Origin of the sequence: Pseudomonas sp. Pdm06 (genome assembly GCF_014851795.1) — a bacterium.
Classification (GTDB): Bacteria; Pseudomonadota; Gammaproteobacteria; order Pseudomonadales; family Pseudomonadaceae; genus Aquipseudomonas; species Aquipseudomonas fluorescens_AA.
In genome coordinates, this window is record NZ_JACVAH010000001.1 from 179,759 (window position 1) to 197,822 (window position 18,064).

Annotated in this window: 17 protein-coding genes; 10 read left to right on the top strand and 7 right to left on the bottom strand. The window is 63.4% G+C overall.

Annotated features, from left to right (window positions below):
* Positions 1-104: 104 nt before the first annotated feature.
* The 3 genes from kdpC to IB266_RS00785 all read left to right on the top strand — a co-directional run bounded on the left by kdpC (position 105) and on the right by IB266_RS00785 (position 4,226).
* Positions 105-650: a potassium-transporting ATPase subunit KdpC gene (gene kdpC / locus IB266_RS00775; RefSeq protein ID WP_192259565.1), complete on the top strand. Its 546-nt coding sequence runs from the start codon at positions 105-107 to the stop codon at positions 648-650.
* A 161-nt stretch (positions 651-811) separates the two neighbouring features.
* Positions 812-3,463 carry a sensor histidine kinase gene (locus IB266_RS00780; protein WP_192259567.1) on the top strand — a complete coding sequence of 884 codons (2,652 nt, stop codon included), beginning with the start codon at positions 812-814 and terminating at the stop codon, positions 3,461-3,463.
* A gap of 64 nt (positions 3,464-3,527) precedes the next feature.
* Positions 3,528-4,226 carry a response regulator gene (locus IB266_RS00785; RefSeq protein ID WP_060738564.1) on the top strand — a complete coding sequence of 233 codons (699 nt, stop codon included), beginning with the start codon at positions 3,528-3,530 and terminating at the stop codon, positions 4,224-4,226.
* A gap of 117 nt (positions 4,227-4,343) precedes the next feature.
* Here the strand turns inward: IB266_RS00785 and IB266_RS00790 are convergent, their stop codons facing one another.
* The gene (locus IB266_RS00790; protein WP_060738563.1) at positions 4,344-5,381 is read right to left on the bottom strand and encodes a patatin-like phospholipase family protein; all 1,038 of its coding nucleotides are present in this window, start codon (positions 5,379-5,381) and stop codon (positions 4,344-4,346) included.
* A 207-nt stretch (positions 5,382-5,588) separates the two neighbouring features.
* Between IB266_RS00790 and IB266_RS00795 the strand changes: the two genes are divergently transcribed.
* From IB266_RS00795 to IB266_RS00805, 3 genes are all read left to right on the top strand, one after another.
* Positions 5,589-5,879 carry a hypothetical protein gene (locus tag IB266_RS00795; RefSeq protein WP_060738562.1) on the top strand — a complete coding sequence of 97 codons (291 nt, stop codon included), beginning with the start codon at positions 5,589-5,591 and terminating at the stop codon, positions 5,877-5,879.
* 90 nt (positions 5,880-5,969) lie between these two features.
* Complete coding sequence (locus tag IB266_RS00800; RefSeq protein ID WP_192259569.1) at positions 5,970-6,731, top strand: CHAD domain-containing protein; 762 nt, start codon at positions 5,970-5,972, stop codon at positions 6,729-6,731.
* Between the two features lie 235 nt (positions 6,732-6,966).
* Complete coding sequence (locus IB266_RS00805) at positions 6,967-7,764, top strand: acyl-CoA thioesterase (protein ID WP_192259571.1); 798 nt, start codon at positions 6,967-6,969, stop codon at positions 7,762-7,764.
* An 11-nt stretch (positions 7,765-7,775) separates the two neighbouring features.
* On the opposite strand, the gene IB266_RS00810 is transcribed toward IB266_RS00805, so the two are convergent.
* The 3 genes from IB266_RS00810 to IB266_RS00820 all read right to left on the bottom strand — a co-directional run bounded on the left by IB266_RS00810 (position 7,776) and on the right by IB266_RS00820 (position 10,915).
* Positions 7,776-8,150, bottom strand: a complete 375-nt coding sequence (locus tag IB266_RS00810; protein WP_192259573.1) for a terminase — start codon at positions 8,148-8,150, stop codon at positions 7,776-7,778.
* Positions 8,151-8,380: 230 nt separating this feature from the next.
* Entirely contained in the window at positions 8,381-9,862 is a 1,482-nt protein-coding gene (locus IB266_RS00815) for a methyl-accepting chemotaxis protein (RefSeq protein WP_192259575.1), read from the bottom strand.
* A gap of 246 nt (positions 9,863-10,108) precedes the next feature.
* A complete protein-coding gene (locus tag IB266_RS00820) occupies positions 10,109-10,915 on the bottom strand; it encodes a TatD family hydrolase (protein WP_192259578.1) in 807 nt (268 codons plus the stop codon).
* 235 nt (positions 10,916-11,150) lie between these two features.
* Here IB266_RS00820 and IB266_RS00825 point away from each other — a divergent pair, with 235 nt between their 5' ends.
* The 3 genes from IB266_RS00825 (at position 11,151) to IB266_RS00835 (ending at position 13,666) form a co-directional block, all read left to right on the top strand.
* Positions 11,151-12,572, top strand: coding sequence for a transglycosylase SLT domain-containing protein (locus IB266_RS00825; protein ID WP_060738556.1), 1,422 nt, complete (start codon positions 11,151-11,153; stop codon positions 12,570-12,572).
* Between the two features lie 100 nt (positions 12,573-12,672).
* The gene (locus IB266_RS00830) at positions 12,673-13,107 is read left to right on the top strand and encodes a DoxX family protein (RefSeq protein WP_192259580.1); all 435 of its coding nucleotides are present in this window, start codon (positions 12,673-12,675) and stop codon (positions 13,105-13,107) included.
* A 250-nt stretch (positions 13,108-13,357) separates the two neighbouring features.
* Positions 13,358-13,666, top strand: coding sequence for a hypothetical protein (locus IB266_RS00835; RefSeq protein WP_024618163.1), 309 nt, complete (start codon positions 13,358-13,360; stop codon positions 13,664-13,666).
* A gap of 7 nt (positions 13,667-13,673) precedes the next feature.
* On the opposite strand, the gene greB is transcribed toward IB266_RS00835, so the two are convergent.
* The 3 genes from greB to IB266_RS00850 are packed head-to-tail and all read right to left on the bottom strand — an operon-like array spanning position 13,674 to position 17,393.
* Entirely contained in the window at positions 13,674-14,171 is a 498-nt protein-coding gene (gene greB / locus IB266_RS00840; protein WP_003199337.1) for a transcription elongation factor GreB, read from the bottom strand.
* Between the two features lie 34 nt (positions 14,172-14,205).
* Positions 14,206-16,710 (bottom strand): ABC transporter permease, encoded by a 2,505-nt coding sequence (locus tag IB266_RS00845; RefSeq protein WP_103309631.1) that lies wholly within the window; start codon positions 16,708-16,710, stop codon positions 14,206-14,208.
* The gene (locus tag IB266_RS00850) at positions 16,710-17,393 is read right to left on the bottom strand and encodes an ABC transporter ATP-binding protein (protein ID WP_060738553.1); all 684 of its coding nucleotides are present in this window, start codon (positions 17,391-17,393) and stop codon (positions 16,710-16,712) included. Before IB266_RS00850 ends, IB266_RS00845 begins: the two co-directional genes overlap by 1 nt.
* A gap of 10 nt (positions 17,394-17,403) precedes the next feature.
* Here IB266_RS00850 and IB266_RS00855 point away from each other — a divergent pair, with 10 nt between their 5' ends.
* The gene (locus IB266_RS00855) at positions 17,404-18,009 is read left to right on the top strand and encodes an arylesterase (RefSeq protein ID WP_192259582.1); all 606 of its coding nucleotides are present in this window, start codon (positions 17,404-17,406) and stop codon (positions 18,007-18,009) included.
* Positions 18,010-18,064 lie beyond the last annotated feature (55 nt).

The window sequence follows — 18,064 nt, forward strand, 5'->3', positions numbered from 1 at the left end:
CAACCAGCCTGACACGCAGCTGGGGCTGGTTTTGGGTCTGCTTCGCAGCCCAGCGGGAGCAAGCTTCCTCGCCACGATGAATTTTTTGATTCGAGGATTTTGAAATGTCCACTCTGATTCGCCCGGCCTTGAGCCTGTTATTGCTGATGAGCCTGATCACCGGTGTCGCCTACCCATTGGTGGTCACCGGCGTGGCGCAAATCGCCTTTCCCGTCCAAGCCAACGGCAGCCTGATCGTCGATGCCGCCGGCAAGGTCCGTGGCTCGACGCTGATCGCCCAGGACTTCACCGGCGATGCCTGGTTTCATCCACGGCCATCGGCCGGTGCCTTCGCCACGGTCGCCAGCGGCGCCAGCAATTTCTCCCCGAGCAATCCGGCCCTGGCCACACGGGTGATCGATGACGCCCGCAAACTTCAGGTGCCGGGTCAGGGCCCGGTGCCGCTGGCATTGCTGACCACCTCCGGCAGCGGACTGGATCCGCACTTGCCTCCGGCGGCAATTGCCTATCAACTGGCGCGTGTCGCCGCCGCGCGCAACCTGCCGGCCTCGACCTTGCAGCAATTGCTCGACGACAACATCGAGCAACCCCTGGTGGGCCCACCGGTGGTGAATGTGCTGGCGCTGAACCTGGCCCTGGAAAAACTGTAGAACCTGTGGGAGTAGCGCCTGTGGGAGCAAAGCTTGCTCGCGATCAAGGCGACACGGTTCAACTGATGAACCGCGTTATCGTTCATCGCGAGCAAGCTTTGCTCCCACAGGTCCGGCTCCCACAGGGTGTTTGATCAATATTTGAAAGAGATTTCCACGCCATGAGCGACTCCGGCCGCGCCGACGCACTGTTAGCCAATCTGCCCCGTAGCGGCCGTGGCCGGCTCAAGGTCTTCCTGGGCGCGGCCCCCGGTGTCGGCAAGACCTACGCCATGCTGCAAGCGGCTCACACCCAGCTGCGCCAAGGCGTGACGGTCATCGCCGGGGTGGTGGAGACCCACGGTCGAAGCGAAACCGAAGCGCTGCTCGGCGGCCTGGCGCAGCAGCCGTTGGTGCGCTCGGAATATCGTGGCGTGATGCTCGAGGAAATGGATCTCGATGGCTTGCTCGCCGCTCGGCCGCGCCTGGTCCTGGTGGACGAACTGGCCCACAGCAACGCCCCCGGCAGCCGCCATGCCAAGCGCTGGCAGGACATTCAGGAACTGCTCGCGGCGGGCATCGACGTCTACACCACGGTCAATGTCCAGCATCTGGAAAGCCTCAACGACCAAGTGCGCGGCATCACCGGCGTGCAGGTACGCGAGACGTTGCCGGACTGGGTCCTGCAGGAAGCCGATGAACTGCTGCTGATCGACCTGCCACCCCGTGAGCTGCTGGAGCGTCTGCGCGACGGCAAGGTCTATGTGCCGGAACAGGCCCGGGCCGCGATCGATGCGTTTTTCTCCCAGACCAACCTGACCGCGTTGCGTGAGCTGGCGATGCAGACCGCCGCCGCCCAGGTCGACAATGACCTGGCCCTGGGCTATCGACAACTGGGCCAGGCCGCGCCGGCAGTGCGGGGACGCTTGCTGGTGGGGGTGGACGGTGATGTGCAGGCTGAACGCCTGGTGCGTCATGCCAGTCGCGTCGCCCAGCGTCGGCATTTGCCCTGGAGCCTGGTGCACGTGGACAACGGCAGCGCCCGTGACGAGGCCTCGCGCCAGCGCCTGCAGAATGCCCAGCAACTGGCTGAACGCCTCGGCGGCGAAGTGGTGCTGCTGCGGGCCGGCGAAGTGGCCAGGACGCTGATCCAGCACGCCAGCGAACGTCGCGCCACGTTGGTGCTGGTGGGCCAGTCCCGGCCGCGCCTGCGCCGACGGCTGTTTGGCGGCGGCCTCGCTTCGCGCCTGCTGCGCGGTGCCCGGGGCCTGGAAATCAACGTGTTGGACAGCGATGAGCAACCGCGTCCCGCCCGCGTGCACTCAGGCGCCGTCCAGACCAGGTTCGACTATGTGCTGGCGTTGCTGGCGACCGTGGTGGCCAGCGCATTGGCCTGGGGAATCTCGGGATTGCTGGCGTTGCCCAATATCTCCCTGGTGTTCCTGATGGCGGTGTTGCTGGTGGCCGTACGCAGCAGCCTCGGCCCGGCGCTGGCCTGCGCGGCGCTGTCGTTCCTGGCCTACGATTTCCTGTTCATCCCGCCGAATTTTTCCCTGACCATACAGCGCGAAGAAGACGTGCTGACGCTGGTGTTTTTCCTGCTCATGGCGGCCCTGACCGGCAACCTGGCCGCTCGCCAGCGCCGCCAGTTGCAGGCCCTGCGAGATACCCAACAGGAAACCGGCGAACTGCTGGATCTGTCGCGCAAACTCACTGCCGCCACCGACCGCCAGGCCGTGATCAGCGCCGCCGCGCAGCACCTCAACGGTTGGCACGACTTGCAGCTATGCCTGCTCGACCGCGACAGCCAGGGCGGTTGGAAGGTTGAAAGCGGTGAGCCGTTGACCCTCACCGAGGCTGAGCGCGCGGCGGCCGATTGGTCCTGGCAGCACGATCAGTCGGCCGGCGCCGGCACCGGGACACTGCCCTCCGGGCGCTGGTGGTGGTGGCCGTTGTCGGCGGAAGGCGGGCCGCTGGCCTTGCTGGGTGTCTGCCCGAAAGAAGGCCAGCCCCTGAGTGGTCAGCGTCGCCGTTTGCTGGCGGCCCTCAGTCAGCCATTGGCCCAGGCGCTGGCCCGTGCGCAACTGGCCCAGGACCTGGAAGCGGCGCGTCTGCACGGCGAAACCGAGCAACTGCGCAGCGCTTTGCTGGCTTCCGTGTCCCACGATCTGCGCACACCGCTGACCGCCATGCGCGGCAGCATCGACAGCCTGTTGGCGCTGGGGGAGGCGATCCCGCTGGCCGATCGTCGCGAGCTGCTCGAAGGCACCCGCGATGAAGCCGAGCGGTTGGATCGCTACATCCAGAACTTGCTGGACATGACTCGTCTCGGCCACGGCGCCCTGAAGCTGGCGCGGGACTGGGTGGCGCCGGCCGACATCGTTGGCAGTGCGCTGAATCGCCTGCGGGCGGTGTTGGCGCCCCTGGCGCTCACTGTCGAGGTGCCCGCTGAATTGCCCTTGCTCTATGTTCACGCCGCGTTGATCGAGCAGGCCTTGGTGAACGTGCTGGAGAACGCGGCGCGGTTCTCGCCAGCCCAAGGACGCCTGCTGCTGTGTGCCGGGGCGACCGCCAATGAGGTGTTTTTTGCCGTGGCCGATGAAGGCCCCGGGATTCCTGAAGAGGAGCGGGAGAAAATCTTCGATATGTTCTACACCGCCGCACGCGGTGATCGGGGCGGGCAGGGCACAGGGTTGGGATTGGCGATCTGCCAAGGCATGGTCGGTGCCCACGGTGGGCGAATCAGCGTGGCCGATGGCCTTGACGGACGCGGCACCTGCATCACGTTGCACTTGCCGTTGCAGGCGCAACCGGGCATGGACGATGAAGCTTGAGCCTGGCTGAGATACTCTCTTGTCACTTGCGTGCCTTTCCACCGGATTGCAACGAACGAACCCCATGAGCCAGACCGCGACCCTTTTGGTCATCGATGACGAACCGCAGATCCGCAAATTCCTGCGCATCAGCTTGAGCTCCCAAGGCTACAAGGTGCTGGAAGCCGGCACCGGCGCCGAAGGGCTTGCCCAAGCGGCGCTGAACAAACCCGATCTGCTGGTGCTCGACCTGGGCCTGCCGGACATGGACGGCCAACAGGTGTTGCGCGAGTTTCGCCAATGGTCGACGGTGCCGGTGCTCGTGCTCTCGGTGCGGGCCAGCGAAGCGCAGAAAGTCGAGGCGTTGGACAACGGTGCCAACGATTACGTGACCAAGCCGTTCGGCATCCAGGAGTTCCTCGCCCGCATCCGCGCCTTGTTGCGCCAGGCCCCGGCCGGCGAGCCACAGGAGGCCGCGCTGAAGTTCGGCCCGCTGACGGTGGACCTGGCCTATCGACGGGTGCTGCTGGACGGCACCGAAGTGGCGCTGACCCGTAAGGAATACGCCGTCCTGGCGCAACTGGCGCGGCACCCGGGGCGGGTCATCACCCAGCAGCAGTTGCTCAAGGACATCTGGGGGCCGACCCACACCGAAGACAGTCACTACCTGCGGATCGTGGTCGGTCACCTGCGCCAGAAGCTGGCCGACGATCCGACCCGTCCGCGGTTCATCGTGACCGAGGCGGGGGTGGGGTATCGGTTGTTGGGGGAGGGTGGGCTTTAGTTCTGTGTTGTCCGGGCTGCCGCCATCGCGAGCAAGCTCGCTCCCACAGGGTTCACCACAGATTCAGTGTGGGAGCGAGCTTGCTCGCGATGAGGCCCCCACAGCCAGCGCAAATGCCTAGTTCTGTTCACGCTCATAGCGATCCAGGGTATCGCTGGCAATCTCCCGCCCCAGGGCGATCAACTCCGGCGCCTTGTAGAACTCGAAAAACCGGCACACCCGTTTCGGCACGTTGATCAGCACATCCGGCGGGTAACCGGCGATCTTGTACTGGGCCAGTGAGGTCTGCATCACTTCGAAGCTCTGGTTGATCAAGTCCAGCAACGAAGCCGGGCCGACGTTATCGATGATGAATGAGCCGGTGGCGGATTTCGGTGCGCCTTCGTTCTCTGGCGCGGCAGCCGGTTGTTGGCCCTCGGGCTCGGCCGAATCGATCCACGGGTTGATGTCGGCGGCCTCGGCCTTCAAGGCTTCCTGCTCCAGCAGCAACAACTGCTCGGCCTGCTTGCGGCGAAACGGCAGGCGCGAGCCCAGGGAACTGACCAGGGTGTCGAAGCGGCGCCTGAACGCGGCGGGGCGCGGGATCACCGGTAATCGGTACTGTTTCTGGTTGGTGGCGTTGAGGTTGACCGCGATGATCAAGTCGCAGTGGCTCGACACCACCGGCACGATCGGCAACGGATTGAGCAGGCCGCCATCCACCAGCATGCGATTGCCTTGCATCACGGGTGTGAACAGGCTGGGAATCGCCGCTGAGGCGCGCATTGCCTGGTGCAGGCAGCCTTCCTGGAACCAGATTTCCTGCTGGTTGGTCAGGTCGGTCGCGACGGCGGTGTAGGGGATGCGCAACTCTTCAATGTTGAGTTCGCCGACGATCTTGCGGATCTGCCCAAAGACCTTCTCGCCGCGGATCGCCCCCAGGCGAAAACTGACGTCCACCAGGCGCAGGACATCCAGGTAATCCAGGCTTTCGATCCAGTTGCGGTACTCCTCGAGCTTGCCCGCCGCATAGATCCCACCCACGACAGCCCCCATGGAACAACCGGCGATGCAGGCAATGTCGTAGCCACGTCGTTCGATTTCTTCGATCACCCCGATATGGGCATAGCCCCGGGCGCCACCCGAGCCCAATACCAATGCGACACGTTTTGTCATGACCCGGCCTCTTGTCGAACAGACTTCAACAATGCACTCATCGACGGCTCGGCTCAATCGTTGTGGCGCAGACGTCGTTTTTTGACACGCTGCGACGGCATTTGCGTATGCTCGGCCACACTTGAATTTACGCGGTCAAGCAAGGCACTTTTCGCCGTTGCCACCGTCTTAACAGCACGACTGTTGACCTGACCTGAGGTGTTATTGATGAAAGCCCGGATCCGCCTGCCCTTGGTGGCATCTTTGATGATTTTGGCCCTGGCCGGTTGCGCAGGTAAAACCGCTTACCGCGACAGTTGCGGCAGCCAGCTCGACAGCGCCTGGCGTGAACTGGACCTGGCCAAGGCCGAAGGCTTTGCTGGCACCGTCAGCTACTCCAAGGCCTTGTCCCTGCTGACGGGCGCCAAGACCCAGCAGCAATTCGAAGCGTTCGAAGGCTGCTCCAAGAAAGCCGAGAAGGCGCGTTTCTACATTCGCGAATCCCGCGCGGGACGATAAAGGCCGCCGCAAGCTACAAGCGGCAAGAGGGCGATACCCACTGCTTCCACTTGCAGCTTGCAGCCCAAAGATGCGTACGGAGTACGTTCCATGATCAATCGGCTGGTGGCCCGCATATTGGGCCTGGAAGTCCGCCTGTTGGCCTGTCAGGCCCGCTTGAATGCCCACACCGACAGCGAAGCGCTGCATGACCTGCGGACCACGGTGCGCCGTTTGCGCAGCCTGCTTCGTCCGCTGCGTGGGCTGCCCGGCGTCGAACAACTGGAAACGGCGGCTTCGGCGGTGGGCACCCTGACCACGCCGCTGCGCGACCGGGAAGTGTTGGCGGCTTACCTTGAACAACATGGCCTGGCCGAGGCGGCGCGGCGACGCCAGATACAAATGGCCGATGCCTATCCCGCCGTGGCCGCGAGTGTTGAACTGGCCCAGTTGCTGATGATGCTCGATGCCTTTCCGCGCTTCGTTCGCGCCGCCCAGCGTGAGGGGCTGCTGAAGGGCTTGCGCAAACGCATCGAGAAGCGCCTGGACAAACAGTGGAAGAAACTCGGCGAAGCCCTGCGTGATCCCGCCCATGACCGCCACCGGTTGCGCCTGCTGATCAAGCGCGTGCGCTACGCCATCGAAGCTTACCCTGAGCTCGACCGCCTGCCCGAAGCCGCCATGCCACGGCTCAAGTCCGCCCAGGGCGCGCTGGGTGACTGGCACGATTGCTGGCAATGGCTGGCCAGGGCCAAGGAAGAAACCGATCTGCAAGCTTGCGTGCCCACCTGGCACACCACGATGGAAAAGGCCGAAGCCAAGTCCGACAAGGTGCTCGACAAGCTGATTGCCAGTTGCTTCGAAAAATCCTGAATCCACCCCAACCCACTGTGGGAGCGAGCTTGCTCGCGATGGCGGTGTATCAGTCAACCTGTATGCAAACTGACCCACCGCCATCGCGAGCAAGCTCGCTCCCACAAGGGGAAGTGGGGGTGGATTCAGGAATCCTCGGCTTTTCTGTCAGCCTCTTTGGCCGGAATGAGCCCTGTGCCGCCTGCCTGGGCTGGTTAAGATGCCTTCATCCTTTTCCCCTGTTTTCGAGGTCGTCATGCGCTTTTCCGAGTTGATCGATGCCGTGCGCCGGCAGCCAGGTGCAGTGACCATCGCGCCGGAATGGGGCCAGGGCCGGGCCAGTTTTGGCGGGTTGGTGGCGGCGCTGCAATATGAGGCGATGCGTGCCCAAGTGCCGGCTGATCGCCCGGTGCGTTCCCTGGCGATTACCTTTGTCGGCCCGGTCGAGCCCGACGTGCCGGTCAGTTTCGAAGTCGACGTGTTGCGAGAAGGCAAGGCGGTAAGCCAAGTGTTGGGGCGCGCGGTGCAGAACGGTCAGGTGGTGACCGTGGTGCAAGGCAGCTTTGGTGCCTCACGCTCGTCCGTGGTGGCGGTGCAGGCCGATCCCGCGCCGGAATTCAAGAGCGTGGAGCAATGCCAGGAGCTGCCTTACGTCAAGGGCATGACCCCGGAGTTCATGCGGCACCTGGCGATGCGCTGGAGCGTCGGCGGCGTGCCATTCAGCGGCAATAAATCCCGGAGCATGGGCGGCTGGGTGCGCTTGCGCGGCGATGTGCAGGAGGAGCCACTGAACGAAAGCCATATCCTGGCCTTGGTGGACGCCTGGCCCCCGGCGTTGTTGCCTCATCTCTCGCAAATGGCCCCGGGCAGCACGCTCACGTGGACCATCGAGTTCGTCCAGCCGCTGCTGGACCTCACGACGCTGGACTGGTGCAAATACCTGGCCGAGATCGAACATGCCCAGGACGGCTACGGCCATATTGCCGCGAAGTTCTGGAGCGCCGATGGCCGCTTGATCGCCTTGAGCCGGCAGACGGTAACGATCTTTGGGTAAGGCCGCTCCGGTTAAGGTTTACGGTTGTGACGGTGGCGATCACGCCAGGCGTGCCACCAGCCACCGCTGAGAAAGAACCGCGGAAAAGTCAGGAACTGCTCCACCAACAGGCGTGACACGGCATCCTTGCGATCGCTGAAGGGCTCGGAGGCCTGGGCCTCCAGGCTGTGTCCGTGACGCTGCAAGCCGAGTGCCGCGAGCAGGCCGATGACGCCGATGGCGACGTCTCCCAGGCTCAAGCTGAATACTCCCGTCACAATCAGCAGAAACGCGATGATGAACAGCGGCACGGCAATCAGGTGCAACACCAGGTTGGTGGGGTGGCGATGATTGTCGGGGTAGGCGCGCCATTGCCAGGCTGGAAGATTGGGGTGACGTTTGCCCATGATGCTATTCCTCGATTCGTGTGCACTTATGCTTGAAGAATAGGTGCCGCCCAGGGCGCCTGCGAATCGAGGTTGGTTATCGGGGCGATAGAGTTTCAAAGGTAACATTTGAGTTGACTGTACTGGCCTCTTCGCGAGCAAGCTCGCTCCCACATGGGGTCTGTCGGGTTCACAAACTTTTGTGTCCGACTCGATCCAATGTGGGAGCGAGCTTGCTCGCGAAGGCGTCCTCAAAGCTTGAGCTGCCCAATCGCCTTGCTCAACTCACCCGCCAATGTCGCCAGTTCATGGCTGGTGGTGGCTGAGTCGACGGTCTGGCGCACGGTGTTTTCGGTCACGTCGCGAATGCTCACCACCGCCCGGTTCATTTCCTCGGCGACGTGGCTTTGCTGCTCGGCCGCGACCGCGATCTGGGTGTTGCTCTCGCGCATTTGGGCCACGGCTGCGGTGATCTGTGCCAGCGCGTCGCCGGCCTCGCGGGCCTGTTGCACGCAATCGTCGGCCTTGAGCGAACTCTCCTGCATGAAGTCCACCGCGTCCCGGGTCCCGGCTTGCAGGGCCGAGACCATGGTGGTGATTTCATCCGTGGAGGCCTGTACCCGCTTGGCCAGGTTGCGCACCTCGTCGGCCACCACGGCAAAACCTCGGCCCATTTCCCCGGCCCGCGCCGCTTCGATGGCCGCGTTCAGGGCCAGCAGATTGGTTTGTTCGGCGATGCTGTGGATCACATTGACCACGCCGTTGATCTTCTGACTGTCTTCGGCCAGGCGCTGGATCATTTCGGCAGTCTGCTGCACCCCCGACGACAATCCGGTGATCGACAGCTGCACCCGACCGACCACTTCGTGACCGTTGCCGGCCAGGGTGTCGGCGGTTTTCGACAGGTCGCGGGTGGCGCCGGCGTGCTGGGCGATGTGATAAACCGTGGCGGACATTTCGTTGATCGCCGTGGCTGCCTGATCGGTTTCGCTTTGCTGGCCGAGCATGCCGCGGCGAACGTCGTTCATGCTCGACGCCAGGCGCGCCGCGCCACTGTCCAGCTGCCGGGCAGTGCTGGCGACGGTGTCGACCACCCGTTGATAACCGGCCTGCATGGCGTTGAACGCCGCCGCCATCTGGCCCACTTCGTCCTTGCAGGCCAGAGGCACGCGGGCGGACAGGTCACCGGTTTTTTCCACATGCAGCATCACGTCTTTGAGCGTGTTGAGCTGGCTGAGCAAAAAGCGGATCAGCAACTGCGACGCGCCCAACATTGCCAGCATCAACACAAACACGGCCATGGCGTATTGGCTGAAGCGTTCAGCGAACACTTGGCTCAGGCTTACACCTCGGGCCAACACCGCGAGTGCCTGTCCGTCATCTCGACGGATCACTTGGGCACCCAGCAACGGATCGTCGCCAAGCAGCGGCCCGGCATCGAGTTCGACCCAGCCATCGGCCTGAGCCAGCGAAGGCAACGGTCGTTCGTTGAACACCGGGACCTGGTCGCGCCGGAATGCCAAGAGATCGTCGGCCCCGGGCAAGGATTGCCCGGCAGGCCAGGCCTTGAGCACCTGTGCTTGGGCCTGGGCGTTCGCCTGGGCTGCGTGGTTGCGCGCCTGCTGTTCGAGGTGCACCGCGTAGAGCACCAGCAGCAGGGTGGTGATAAAGGCGACCGCATTGACCGCCCAGAATTTGTATTTCAACGAGATATTGCTAAGCCAGGCACCCATGGAAGGTTTTCTCTGATAGCGGAAACAGCATTGGCAAGGTGCCATTATTCTGCCGCTATTCAGGTGTCGGGATTTTGATGTGGGTCAACAGACAACAGAGTCCCAGGGTTTTGATGTGGGCCAACAGACAACGAAGTCCTCTTGTGGGAGCGAGCTTGCTCGCGATAGCGGTGTGTCAGTCAGCCAATGTGCAGGCTGATAGGCCACTATCGCGAGCAAGCTCGCTCCCACAGGGCTTTGCAGGGTTCAGGAGATCGTGGGCAACCCAAAGAACGCCCGGGCGCAGGCGCTGCTGTGGGCTGCCAGGTCTTCCTCGGTTTCGCCCCGGTGCAAGGCCACTTCGCGCAGGACTTCCGTCAGGTAGGCCGGCTCGTTGCGCCCGTTCTTGGGTTTGGGCCGCAGCGTGCGGGGCAGCAGGTAGGGCGCGTCGCTTTCGAGCATCAGCCGGCCACGGGGTATTTCGCGCACCAACGGGTGCAGGTGCGTGCCGCGGCGTTCGTCGCAGATCCAGCCAGTGATACCAATATGCAGGTCGAGATCGAGGTAGCTGAACAACGCCTTTTTTTCCCCGGTGAAGCAGTGCACCACGGCCGCTGGCAATTGATCGCGAAACTCCCGGAGGATGTCCAGCAAGCGCTGGTCGGCGTCGCGCTCATGCAGGAAGACCGGTAATTGCAACTGGACCGCCAGGGCGAGGTGTTCCTCCAGGACCTTTTCCTGTTGGGGACGGGGCGAGAAGTCTCGGTTGAAATCCAGCCCGCATTCGCCCACCGCGCGCACGCGGCTGTGCATCAGCAGGTCCTTGAGGTGCCGGGCGCTGTCGGCGGTCCACTCGCTGGCGCTGTGGGGATGAATGCCGGCGGTGGAAAACAGTCGTTCCCCGGTCTCGTCGAGGTGTTGGCACAACTCCAGGGCCTGTTCGCTGCCCTCGATGCTGGTGCCGGTCAAGACCAGTTGGCAGACCCCGGATGCATAGGCGCGCTCAAGCACCGCCTGGTGTTTGTCGGTGAAACTGGGGTTGGTCAGGTTGACGCCGATATCGATGAGTTGCATGGTGCTACCTCGGCCCAAAGGCCGGAAAGCATATCAGAGCTGTAGATTTATAAGAAAAGCCAAGAACTACAACGAGTTGAGGCTGTCTGTTAAGGCCGCGAGACACATAGGGTTGGTATAAAAGCCATCACTGTGCCAGTCTTCCGCACTTTTTCAGCGCCCCAGGCGCTCTGTTTCTGTCGACCCAGCCTCGTTTTTCACGGAGGCGGTCCGCAGTGTTCCTTCCGGAGAGTGGATGACACGTCCCCAGGTATTGTTACTGTTGTGTTGTTCGCTGCTGTTGCCGATACCGGCCGAGGCCCGGCTGCCCGGGCCGGTGCAGGCGGCGGCGCCGGGCACGGTGCGCGACCTGGCGCAGATCCGCAGCAGCCGTGTGTTGAAGGTGTTGGTCAACCAGAGCCGCAACAGCTCTGGTGAAGTCCAGGGGCAACCCATTGGCGTCGAATACCATCGGCTGCGCGCCTTCGAGCAATACCTCAACGGCCACGCCCGGGACGGCCAGGAAATTACCCTCAAGATCATTCCCAAGGCCAAGGACCAATTGCTCGGTGCCTTGCAGCGCGGGGAGGGCGACCTCGTCGCGCCGGGTGAGTTGCTTGAGCCTCAGGCCGGCCATGCTGTCAGTGCCAGCAACCCGATTCGTACCGAGGTGCCTTTGCTGTTGGTGGGCATCAAGGGAGAGAAGCGCTACACGCGCGTGGAGCAACTTTCCGGCAAGACCCTGGCACTGCCCAACGGCAGTGCGGCCGGGGATGCCGTGAGCCAGATCAACCAGAAACTGGCGCTGCTCAAGCTGCCGCCGGTGAAGATCGAATGGGTCGATCCTACCCTGGCTGTGGAAGATGTCCTGGAGATGGTCCAGGGCGGGATTTTCCATCTGACCATCGTCGAGCAACCCATTGCCGAGCGCTGGAGCAAGATCCTGCCCAAGCTGCGCTTCGACCGCCAGGTACTGATTGGCGAGCCGGGTGACGAGTATTGGTTCGTGCGCCGTGACGCCGCCATGCTGCGCGCGAGCATCGACCGGTTCCTGGTGACCTACAAGGTGCCCTCCAACCAGGACGCGGCGTTCCTGCGCATCTACCGGCGTTTGTATCAGGTCCACTATCCGCTGGCCCGGGCCAACCGCCAACGCCTGGAAAACTTGCGTCCGGTGCTGCAAAAGCATGCCGATGCCCAGGGCATGGACTGGCTCAACCTGGCGGCCCTGGCGTTCAAGGAGTCTGCCCTGCAACCCAATGCCCGCAGCGGTGCAGGCCCCACCGGCCTGATGCAGATCACCCCGGCGGCAGCCCAGCGGGTCGGGGTCGATAACATCCAGAATCTGGATGCCAACGTGCAGGCCGGTGCCAAGTACCTGGCCCTCATCCGCCGCAAGTTCTTTGCCAGCCCCAAGCTCAACGAGCGAGAGCGCATGGCTTTCGTCCTGGCGGCCTACAACATGGGCCCCGAGCGCGTCCAAGGCATGCGAGCCGAGGCCCGGCGGCGGGGGCTGAACCCCAACCAATGGTTTTTCCAGGTCGAACGCATTGCCATGGAGCAGGTAGGAATGGGCGCCGTCAGCTATGTTAATAGTGTGAATAAGTACTACCTGGCGTTTGATCGTGAACGGGAGTCCTTGGAACCGAAGGAGCAAAAGGTTGCATTGCGTAAGTGATCGAATAAACTGATTGGTATTACGGATTTTTTCCGCTTTTAACATGAGTTTTATTGATTAATATAGCGGCCACTCTCTACTACTCCCAAGGAATGACCTTATGAGCACTCTCATCAACAAAGTTCTGTTCACCCGCGCCGGCTATGGCTTGACTGTCCTGCGCATCGTCGTCGGTGTCATCTTTGCCGCCCACGGCTCGCAAAAACTCTTTGGCCTGTTCGGTGGCTACGGCCTGGCTGGCACGGCGCAGTGGATGGAAAGCATCGGCCTGACCCCGGGCTATGTGATGGCGACACTGGCGGGCGGTACGGAATTTTTCGCCGGGCTGGCGCTGATCGTCGGTCTGCTGGTGCGTCCAGCGGCACTGGGCCTGGCCTTCCTGTCGCTGGTGGCGATTTTCTCCGTGCACATCGGTAACGGCTTGTTCATGGCCAACAACGGTTATGAGTTCGCCCTGGCCTTGCTGGCGGGCAGTATTGCCGTGCTGATCGAAGGGGCGGGCAAGCTGTCGGTCGATCGCGCCATCGCGGGTTGAGTGCACGATTGGAACCCGAGGCCCGTCTTGCACGGGCCTTTTTTATGGGGAGTGATTCTTGACACTGGCCGGTCAGCTTCTCTAGGATGCCGCTCATGCGCCGATTTAAACAGCTACTTGCGGGGCGCCAGGTGACTCATCCCGTTGCCGATAGAAGCCGGAAAGACACGGCTTCGAAATACCGCTAAAGCGCTGGTTCGGTGTTGCCTCTCACCTGCCATGCAGACTTTCGAGGCAGAGACACGACACGATGAACGCACCCAGTCCCCTTGTACGTCTTGCGCCGATCACGGCGAACCTTGTGCAACGCAACCCGAAAATTCTCCTGGGCGGCACTCACCAGCCAACGCTCTTGCGTTACCTCGACGGCTGGCCGCGTCGCAACCACGGGCCTGCCGCTTTCCTGATCCAGTTTGTCGAAGACGGTGAGTCACTGGCGCGTTTTGCCAATGACAGCTTCGACCTGGCTGTCATCCAGTCCCCCAGCGCAGCGGACGCTCCTGAAATGATCCGGCAACTGACCCGTGTCGCACGGCAGGGCTTGATCACGCGCCGTTGAGGTGAGGTTACGGATAAGCGATGTCCACGATGTAGACCCGTTTCTCGCCTGTGGGCGTCTGGACGCTGACCTCGGCGTCCAGGGCCTTGCCAATCAGCGCCCGTGCCAACGGCGAGTCGATGCTGATCAGGTTCTGTTTCAGGTCCAGCTCGTCCGGGCCGACGATGCGGTAGCGTGATTCCTTGCCGTCCTCATCTTCAACCGTGACCCAGGCGCCAAAATACACCTTGTTCGGATCGCTGGGTTTTTCACTGACCACTTTGAGCGCTTCGAGGCGCTTGGTGAGGAAGCGCACGCGACTGTCGATTTCCCGCAGCATTTTCTTGCCGTAGGTGTATTCGGCATTTTCCGAACGATCACCCTGGGCCGCCGCCTCGCTGACCGCCTGGGTCACCTGGGGACGGCGCACATGCCACAGCTCATGGAATTCAGCGCGCATCCGCGCTTCACCCTCGGGGGTGATCAGCGCGGTGCCGGCGGTGCGGGGTGGGCGATAACGGCTCATGGCAACTTCTTGTGATAGCGAAGCCGGGAGTCTATCAACCCTCGCGCAATACTGTCAGCGGGCTGGCGTTGAGCGCCCGACGGGTGCCGAACACCCCGGCCGCGCCGATCAACAAAGCCCCCAGCAACGGCAATACCAACAGCCATGGATGCGGATGCCAGGGCAGGTCGAAGGCGTACCGGTAAAGCACCAGGCTCACCAGTTCCGAACCCAGGGCCGCCAGCAGGCCACTGACGGCGCCCAGCAGGCCGAACTCGATGCGCCGGGCCTTGACCAGCAGGGGCCGTTCGGCGCCCAGTGCGCGCAACAGCGCACCTTGGCGGATCCGTTCGTCGAGGGTCGCCTGCAGGCCGGAGAACAACACCGCCATTCCCGCCGCCAGCACGAACAGCAACACGTACTCCACGGCCAGGGTCACTTGGGCCAGGATGCTGCGCAGTTGTTCGAGCAGGGCCTCGACTTGCAGGATCGTCACCGCCGGAAAGGCCCGGGACAGGTCGACGATCTGTTGGTCGTGGCCCGGCGCCAGGTAGAAACTGGTGAGGTACGTCGCTGGCAGGTCTTTCAATGTACCGGGCTGGAAGATCATGAAGAAGTTGGGTTGGAAATTATCCCAGTTGATTTCCCGCAGGCTGGTGACCTTCGCTTCACGGTTGACCCCGCCCACGCTGAAGACCAGGCGGTCGCCCAACTTGATCTTGAGGTTCTCGGCCACTTTGCCTTCCACCGAAACCCCCGGGACATCGTCCGCAGGCTGCTGTGGCCACCAGGTCCCTGCGGTGACGACGTTGCCCGTCGGCAGGTCCGCAGCCCAGGTCAGGCTCAGGTCGCGCTGCAGTGCCCGGTCACCCGCCGAGTCCTTGGTGACGAACTCCGTGGCCGGTTCGCCATTGATGCTGATCAGACGCCCGGGTACCACGGGGTAGAGCGGGGCCGATTGTGCGGACAGTTCCAGCAGTTTGTCGGTGAAGGCCTGCTTGTCGTTGGGCAGGATGTTCAGGGCGAAATAGTTCGGCGCGTTTTTGGGCAACTGGTTTTGCCAGGTGTCCAGCAACTCACCGCGCAGTAGCGCGATCAACGCCATGGACAACAGGATCAGGCCGAACGCCAAGGCCTGGCCGGCGGCTGCCAAGGGATGACGCAGCAATTGGCCGAGGCCCAGCCGCCAGGGCAGGGCGGCGCGGGCCAGCAGGCGACGCAGGCTCTGGAGCAGCAGCAACAACAAGCCGCCGAGCACCAGCGCGGCAACGACGCCACCGCCCAGCAGGGCGAAGGTCAGGACCAGGTCCAGGCTCAGGCGCCACATGATCAGGCCCAGGGCACCCAGAGCGGCACCGTAGATCACCCAGGAGCTGGAGGGGATCGGCAGCATGTCCCGGCGCAGCACGCGCAACGGTGGCACCCGTCCCAGCGCAGCCAGTGGCGGCAGGGCGAACCCCGCCAGCGCCACCAGCCCGGTGCCGATCCCGGCGATCGCCGGCAGCAGGCCGCCCGGCGGAACGGTGGTGGGCAGCAGGTCATGCAGCAGGGCGAACAGGCCCAGTTGGGCGACCCAGCCGAGCAGGGCGCCGCTGATGCTGGCGAGCAGGCCCAGCACCGTCAATTGCAGGCTGAACAGCGCCATGGTTTCCCGACGTGAAAGGCCCAGGCAGCGTAGTAGCGCGCTGGCATCGAAGCGTCGGGTGGCAAAGCGGTTGGCCGAAAGCGCGACGGCGACCCCGGACAGCAACACCGCCACCAGGCTGGCCATGTTCAGGTAGCGCTCGGCCTTGCCCAGGGCGCCGCCGATCTGACGGTTGCCGTCGCGGGCATCCTGCAGGCGCTGGTTGGCTTCAAGGCCAGGCTTGACCAGGTCGCGGTAGGTTTGCAAGGCCGGTGCCGGACCGCGCCACAGGTCGCGATAGCTGACCCGGCTGCCCGGTTGCACCACGCCGGTGGCCTCCAGGTCCTTGAGGTTGATCAGCACGCGCGGGGTGAGGCTGTAGAAATTGCCGGCGCGATCCGGTTCATAGGTCAGCACTCGGGCCAGCCGCAGGGTTTGGTTGCCAACGTCGATGCTGTCGCCGATCTTCAGGTCCAGTGCCGTCAGCAGTCGTGCCTCGACCCAGGCCTCGCCAGGGTTCGGGCGTCCGCCGGTTTCTTCCGGGGCGAACGGGGCGGGGCTGCTTTTCAGCTCGCCGCGCAACGGGTAGGTGTCATCGGCCGCCTTGACGCTGGACAGCTGGATGCCATTGTCGGTGGCCACGACACTGGAGAACTCCACCACCCGGGCGTGTTCCAGCCCCAGTTCGGTGCCGCTGCGGATCTGCTCCGGGCGGGCCGGCGAGCTGCCTTCGAGCAGCAGGTCGGCGCCGAGGAATTCGGTGGCGCGCATCATCATCGCGCCGTTGAGGCGGGCACCGAAGTACCCGATGGCGGTACTCGCCGCCACCGCCACCAGCAGGGCGAAGAACAACACCCGCAACTCACCGGCGCGGGCATCGCGAAGCAATTGACGGACAGCGAGACTGAACAGGCGCAACAGCGGCAAGCGTGCCATCAAGGCTCCAGAGGGGCGACCATCTCGCCGGCTTCAAGTCGGATCAGGCGCCGGCAGCGATGGGCCAGGCGTTCATCATGGGTGACCAGCACCAGGGTCGTGCCGCGTTCCTTGTTCAGTTCGAACAGCAGGTCGCTGATGCGCTCGCCGGTGTGGCTGTCGAGGTTGCCGGTGGGTTCGTCGGCAAACAGCACGTCGGGCTCGGCGGCAAAGGCGCGGGCAATCGCCACCCGTTGCTGTTCGCCGCCGGAGAGCTGGCGCGGTGAATGGGTCAGGCGCTGGCCCAGGCCGACGCGCTGCAACAGTTGCGTGGCGCGTTCACGGGCATCCTTGCGACCGTCCAGTTCCAGCGGCAGCATGACGTTTTCCAGTGCATTGAGGCTGTCGAGCAACTGGAACGACTGGAAAACGAAACCGACATGCTCGGCGCGGATCCGCGCACGCTGGTCTTCATCCAGTGCGCTGAGGGCCTGGCCGGCGAGTGTGACTTCGCCGCTGCTGGGTAGGTCGAGGCCGGCCAGCAGGCCCAGGAGGGTGGATTTGCCGGAACCGGACGCGCCGACGATGGCCAGGCTATCGCCTTTGTTCAGTTCCAGGCTGAGTTCGTGCAGGATGGTCAGTTCACCTTCCGCGCTGGCGACCACTTTGCTAAGGTCCGTCGCGGTGAGAATGCTTGAGCCCATGGAGAATCCGATGCGTGTGTGGTTTTTGAGTGCTGGCCTGGCCTTGATGTGCATGGCCCAGAACGCAGCGGCGGGTACAGTCCTGATCGTTGGCGATAGTATCAGCGCGGCTTTCGGCCTGGATACCCGGCAAGGGTGGGTGTCGTTGCTCGAACAACGGCTCAAGGTCGAGGGTTTTGACGATAAAGTGGTCAATGCTTCCATCAGCGGCGACACCAGCGCCGGAGGCCAGGCGCGGCTGCCGGCGCTGCTCGCAGCCCATAAACCGGACCTGGTGATCCTGGAGCTGGGTGGCAACGATGGCTTGCGCGGACAACCACCAACACAATTGCAACAAAACCTTGCAGCGATGATCGACAGTTCCCGCGCAAGCGGTGCCAAGGTGTTGCTGCTGGGCATGCAACTGCCGCCCAATTACGGGCGCCGATACACCGATGCCTTCGCCCGGGTCTACAGCACCCTGGCCGAGGAGAAAAAAGTCCCGCTGGTGCCGTTTTTCCTCAAGGATATCGGAGGTGTTCCCGGAATGATGCAAGGCGACGGATTGCACCCGTCCGTCGCGGCCCAGGGCAAGTTGCTGGAAAATGTCTGGCCGACGCTAAAACCGCTGCTTTGACGCTTTTCTACAGGCGGGCTTTCGGCTAATGTGGCGCCCCCGATTTGGAGCCCCC

Excerpts from the sequence above, each read along its gene's own strand:
- IB266_RS00835 (WP_024618163.1), top strand. The coding sequence starts at position 13,358 with ATGAACGCACCCAGTCCCCTTGTACGTCTTGCGCCGATCACGGCGAAC.
- IB266_RS00805 (WP_192259571.1), top strand. The coding sequence starts at position 6,967 with ATGCGCTTTTCCGAGTTGATCGATGCCGTGCGCCGGCAGCCAGGTGCA.
- IB266_RS00855 (WP_192259582.1), top strand. The coding sequence starts at position 17,404 with ATGCGTGTGTGGTTTTTGAGTGCTGGCCTGGCCTTGATGTGCATGGCC.
- IB266_RS00845 (WP_103309631.1), bottom strand. The coding sequence starts at position 16,710 with ATGGCACGCTTGCCGCTGTTGCGCCTGTTCAGTCTCGCTGTCCGTCAA.
- IB266_RS00820 (WP_192259578.1), bottom strand. The coding sequence starts at position 10,915 with ATGCAACTCATCGATATCGGCGTCAACCTGACCAACCCCAGTTTCACC.
- IB266_RS00795 (WP_060738562.1), top strand. The coding sequence starts at position 5,589 with ATGAAAGCCCGGATCCGCCTGCCCTTGGTGGCATCTTTGATGATTTTG.
- IB266_RS00850 (WP_060738553.1), bottom strand. The coding sequence starts at position 17,393 with ATGGGCTCAAGCATTCTCACCGCGACGGACCTTAGCAAAGTGGTCGCC.
- greB (WP_003199337.1), bottom strand. The coding sequence starts at position 14,171 with ATGAGCCGTTATCGCCCACCCCGCACCGCCGGCACCGCGCTGATCACC.
- kdpC (WP_192259565.1), top strand. The coding sequence starts at position 105 with ATGTCCACTCTGATTCGCCCGGCCTTGAGCCTGTTATTGCTGATGAGC.
- IB266_RS00785 (WP_060738564.1), top strand. The coding sequence starts at position 3,528 with ATGAGCCAGACCGCGACCCTTTTGGTCATCGATGACGAACCGCAGATC.
- IB266_RS00830 (WP_192259580.1), top strand. The coding sequence starts at position 12,673 with ATGAGCACTCTCATCAACAAAGTTCTGTTCACCCGCGCCGGCTATGGC.
- IB266_RS00800 (WP_192259569.1), top strand. The coding sequence starts at position 5,970 with ATGATCAATCGGCTGGTGGCCCGCATATTGGGCCTGGAAGTCCGCCTG.
- IB266_RS00825 (WP_060738556.1), top strand. The coding sequence starts at position 11,151 with ATGACACGTCCCCAGGTATTGTTACTGTTGTGTTGTTCGCTGCTGTTG.
- IB266_RS00815 (WP_192259575.1), bottom strand. The coding sequence starts at position 9,862 with ATGGGTGCCTGGCTTAGCAATATCTCGTTGAAATACAAATTCTGGGCG.
- IB266_RS00810 (WP_192259573.1), bottom strand. The coding sequence starts at position 8,150 with ATGGGCAAACGTCACCCCAATCTTCCAGCCTGGCAATGGCGCGCCTAC.
- IB266_RS00790 (WP_060738563.1), bottom strand. The coding sequence starts at position 5,381 with ATGACAAAACGTGTCGCATTGGTATTGGGCTCGGGTGGCGCCCGGGGC.
- IB266_RS00780 (WP_192259567.1), top strand. The coding sequence starts at position 812 with ATGAGCGACTCCGGCCGCGCCGACGCACTGTTAGCCAATCTGCCCCGT.